General features: G+C 71.1%; 4 protein-coding genes and 1 pseudogene. All 5 read left to right on the top strand.

What is annotated here, in order from left to right; genetic code table 11:
- Positions 1-266, top strand: a 266-nt coding sequence (locus FUT87_RS29405; RefSeq protein WP_222617276.1) for a hypothetical protein, incomplete at its 5' end; no start/stop codon positions are given.
- Positions 263-1,267 carry a PAAR-like domain-containing protein gene (locus tag FUT87_RS24925; protein WP_147242741.1) on the top strand — a complete coding sequence of 335 codons (1,005 nt, stop codon included), beginning with the start codon at positions 263-265 and terminating at the stop codon, positions 1,265-1,267. The genes FUT87_RS29405 and FUT87_RS24925, both read left to right, overlap by 4 nt.
- A gap of 50 nt (positions 1,268-1,317) precedes the next feature.
- The gene (locus tag FUT87_RS24920) at positions 1,318-2,277 is read left to right on the top strand and encodes a hypothetical protein (RefSeq protein ID WP_091724468.1); all 960 of its coding nucleotides are present in this window, start codon (positions 1,318-1,320) and stop codon (positions 2,275-2,277) included.
- A gap of 3 nt (positions 2,278-2,280) precedes the next feature.
- Positions 2,281-3,207 (top strand): type VI immunity family protein, encoded by a 927-nt coding sequence (locus tag FUT87_RS24915; protein ID WP_147242740.1) that lies wholly within the window; start codon positions 2,281-2,283, stop codon positions 3,205-3,207.
- 131 nt (positions 3,208-3,338) lie between these two features.
- A pseudogene (locus tag FUT87_RS24910) lies at positions 3,339-3,889 on the top strand (hypothetical protein); the annotation flags it as partial.

Here is a 3,889-nt window from a genome sequence, read left to right as displayed (position 1 = left end):
TCGCGCGTTTCGGCGACGTGCTCGATCCGGGCACCGACCTGCGCCTGCCGCTCAAGGAACTGGGCGACGTCGGCGCGGCGGCGTTGCCGCTGATGGTGGCGCTGGTGCTGCAGGACTGGGCCCATGGCGTGGCGCGCGACGAGTTCGCGGTGCTGGCCGCCGGCGCCGACGACGGCGCGCGCGGCGCGCTGCTGCTGGCGGCGGGCGATCCGGCGGCGGCCGGCGCACGGCCGCGGGCGGCCGAGCCGCGGGAGGTGACCGCATGAGCGTCAACGCGAATTTCCGCGAGGTGGCCGGCGAGTCGACGAACCACGTGATCGTCTACATGAATCCGAGCGTCTGCCTCACGCCCGCGGCGCCGAGCCCGGTGCCGATCCCGTATCCGATCACCACGCCGGTGGGCTCGGGCAAGCTCGATGGCGACACGCGCGGCGTCAAGATCGGCGGCAAGCCGACCTTCCACGTCGACGCGGTCGTGCACGACTGCATCGGCAACCAGCCGGGCACGCAGAAGGAAGTGGTCAGCCTGAAGATCGGCTCCTCCGCCTTCATCATCGACGCAGTCCCAACGTCCAGTTCGAGGGCAAAGCGGTGGTCTACACCGGCAGCTCCGGCATGGGCAACCAGATGTGAGGCCATGGGTACCAGCGCCGCGATGGTTCAGTTGAAGGTGATGAAGGCCGGCGGTGCCGGCGCCATCGCGGACATGAAGTGCTCGGAGATCCTGGCGTGCTTCGATCCGCCGATCGAATTCGGCAGCCACTCGCAGATGGTCGGGACCAAGGACGGCTACCAGGCGGAACACATCCTGCCGACCTCGGCGATGCACGACCTGGGTCGAGGCGGCGCGAAGTTCCCCGGCTGCGAGGGCTACAGCACCGGCGGCGCGTTGACCTTCATGGCCGGCGACGGCCAGAGCGAAGGCATGGAGCACAAGATCCTGACGGACCAGATGCGCCAGTTCTCCCAGCAGAACGACCTGGCCAATCGCAACGCGCCGATGAGCGAGTGGATGGAGCAGTACAAGCAGGGCGCGAAGGATGCGTTGTCCCGGGGCAAGCCGACGCGCACGATCAATCGGCCCGACCTCGACCGCGACAACCTGATCGCGGCCGCGGCGGAGTGCATCGCGCTGGCCGCCGCGGAGTCGTTCGCCAAGCTCGATCCGCCGGTCAAGCCGGAGACCCCGCTGCGCAATCCCTGGGCCGCGACCAAGGCCCAGAAGGCCGAGGCGGAGGCGGTGAACATGGACGTCGACATCATGTAACACCGCCTCGGATGGCACGGCGACACTAGACGTTTTCGAAGGAGTCCCTCTTGCAGAAAGAAATCAACCAGGTCGTGGACACGGCCGACGGCCTCGTGTTCATGGGCCTGTCGTATCCGCCGGAGGACATCGGCGCGGCCGTGGGCAGCCTGTACCGGCTGGCGCCGGGCAGCAAGGCCGGCGATCCGGCCGTGCCCATCCTCAACACCAATGACGCGCTGCGGGTGCTGTGGGCCTCGCCCGCGGGCCAGCTGTGGGTCGGCAGCGCCGACGGCCATGTGGCCACCACCGCCGCCACCGGCTGGGCCGCGCCGGGCGGCGACCTGGACTACGAGGTGATGAACGGCGGCCCCGCCTGGACGGTCTCGACGCTGCCCCGCGACAGCGTGAAGGGGCTGGTGCCCAACATCACCGCGATCTGGGGCAGCGGCGATTCGGACGTCCACGTGGGGACGCGCGGCGGGCACCTGTATCACTGGAACGGGAAGGCGTGGACGCAGACCCGGGCGGGCGACGGCTCCGCCGACCAGACCATCCGCACGATCCGCGGCCATGCCGGTGACGATGTGTACGCCGTAGGCGCCGTGGACACCCTGTTGCATTTCGACGGCCAGCAATGGCGCAATCTGCCCATCCCCGGCACGCCGGGCCCTGGCGAGACGCTGGGCGGCATCGCGCTGCTGCCCGAGCGCGCCGTCATGCTCTGCGCGTCCGGCGAGGGCGGCCGCCTGCTGCATGGCAGCGCGGCGGGTTTCACCGAATTCGGTCGTTACCCGCTGCCGCTCAACGACGTGGCGGTGCTGGGCGACCGGCTGCTGTTCGCGATCTGGAACGGCGTGGCCGAGCTGGTCGGGCGCGACGTGCAGGTCGTGAAGGACAACTTCAAGACCGCCGGTGCCTTCGAGGGGCGCGGGCGGGTGTTCTTCACCGAGCCGGCCGCGCCGCGCATGCAGTTCATCGTCCATGACCCGGCCAATGCCGCGACGCCCTGGACCCGCAGCAAGTTCTGAGCGATGTTGGCCGCCCTGCAGACCTTGATGGAAGTGGCCCGGGCCCAGGCCCGGGTCGACGTCCGGCTGAAGCTGGCGGTGTTCGTGCGTGGATCCCTGAGCCGGCAGGACATGGATCCCGACACCCTGTGGGAATTGCTGCGCGAGCAGCCCTTCGCCGCGCACCTGAACCGTTTCCGGCGGGGCGGTGAGACGCAGTGGCGGCTGCCTCCGGCCGGCGGCTCCGGCCGCATCTGGGCGCGCCGAGCGGGCGTCGATCCGGCGGCTTGCGTCGCCTTCGCGGGCGACGGCAAGCATGGCCGGACCGCGATGTCCCTGCAGATCGCCGACCTCGGGCCGGCGATGGGGATGGAGCGTGCCAGTCACCTGATCTTCGAATTCCCGGACGATGCGTCCAACCGGCAGATCGCCGAGGTGGCACGTTGGAGCCTCTCGCACCTGCCGGTGCTGTGGGGCACGGCGGGCTGGTGCTTCGACGTCGTGGAGGGCTCGGCCTACATGGCGGCGCGTCACGTCGTGGCGCTGGCGCGCCGCTGCTGGGCGATCCAGATCCTGGAGCCCGCGATCCTGCAGTGGGATGCGCTGCGCGGGCTGCCCGGCGTCAACTGGCTGACGCTGGTCGGCGATGGCTTCGCGGCGGCGCATGGCATCGATCCGGCGGCCCTGGCCGGGTTGGCCGGTGCCGAGGTGTTCGTCCATCGCGGAGGCGATGCCACCATGCTGGCGGCGGGCGCGGCACCGCTGCGCGGCGACATCCATGCCGACGAATCCCTGGCGCCGCTGGTGACCGTGGCGCAGGCGCTGAAGCCGGCGCTGCTGGCCAGCTGCTCGCCGATGTACGGCCAGCTGGCCGACGAGGACGTCATGAACGCCTGGTTACAGCGCTTCATCGATCCCCAGGCCTGGCTCCGGGTGGACGTCGACGGGTAGGGCGCCTGGAGGACCTGCAGGGCCTGCGCGGCTCTGCCACAGCGTCCTCGTGACTTTCGTTCATTGCCCCCGATCCCCGTGACACGGAGGATGCGGGCTGGGCGGCGATCCTCGCCGCGGCGAGGCGTTCGATGTCACGATCAGAAGGTAATCCCCGCTCGGCCAAGCCGGGCAGCGCGCCGGCGGCTCCCGCCGACGATCCCACGCTCGATCCTGACGCGACCCGCATCGTGCCGGCGCCGCTGCCGGCCGGTGCCGCGCCGCTGGAGCGCATGCCGCCGGACACCGCCGCCAACCGCGCCGCGCCCACCGCCGAGCCGCCCCATGACGACGGTCCCGAGACCGTCCAGCATGAGCGCGACATCAGCTTCATCGACCCGACCTTCCCCGACACCTTCTCGATGCGCGCCGGCCGCAAGCCCGCGGACATCCCCGTCGACACCGACCACACCGTGATCGCGCCCGCGGCGCTGCTGATGCCGCGCGAGTCGGTCGAGCCCGCCGCCTCCGCGTCCACGCCGGCACCGACCGCGCCACCGACCCCGGCGCCCACTTCGTCCCCCGTGGCGACCGCCCCCGCGGCGCCCCTGCCCAGCGCGCCCGCCGCCGCTCCGATCGATCCTCCCGCCGCCCCGGCCACCCCAGCCGCCGCCATTTCCGTGAACGACAACGAAACCGTCAT

This window comes from Mitsuaria sp. TWR114, from assembly GCF_007997345.1.
This window is presented reverse-complemented; position numbering and strand designations above follow the sequence as displayed.

Excerpts from the sequence above, each read along its gene's own strand:
- FUT87_RS24915 (WP_147242740.1), top strand. The coding sequence starts at position 2,281 with ATGTTGGCCGCCCTGCAGACCTTGATGGAAGTGGCCCGGGCCCAGGCC.
- FUT87_RS24925 (WP_147242741.1), top strand. The coding sequence starts at position 263 with ATGAGCGTCAACGCGAATTTCCGCGAGGTGGCCGGCGAGTCGACGAAC.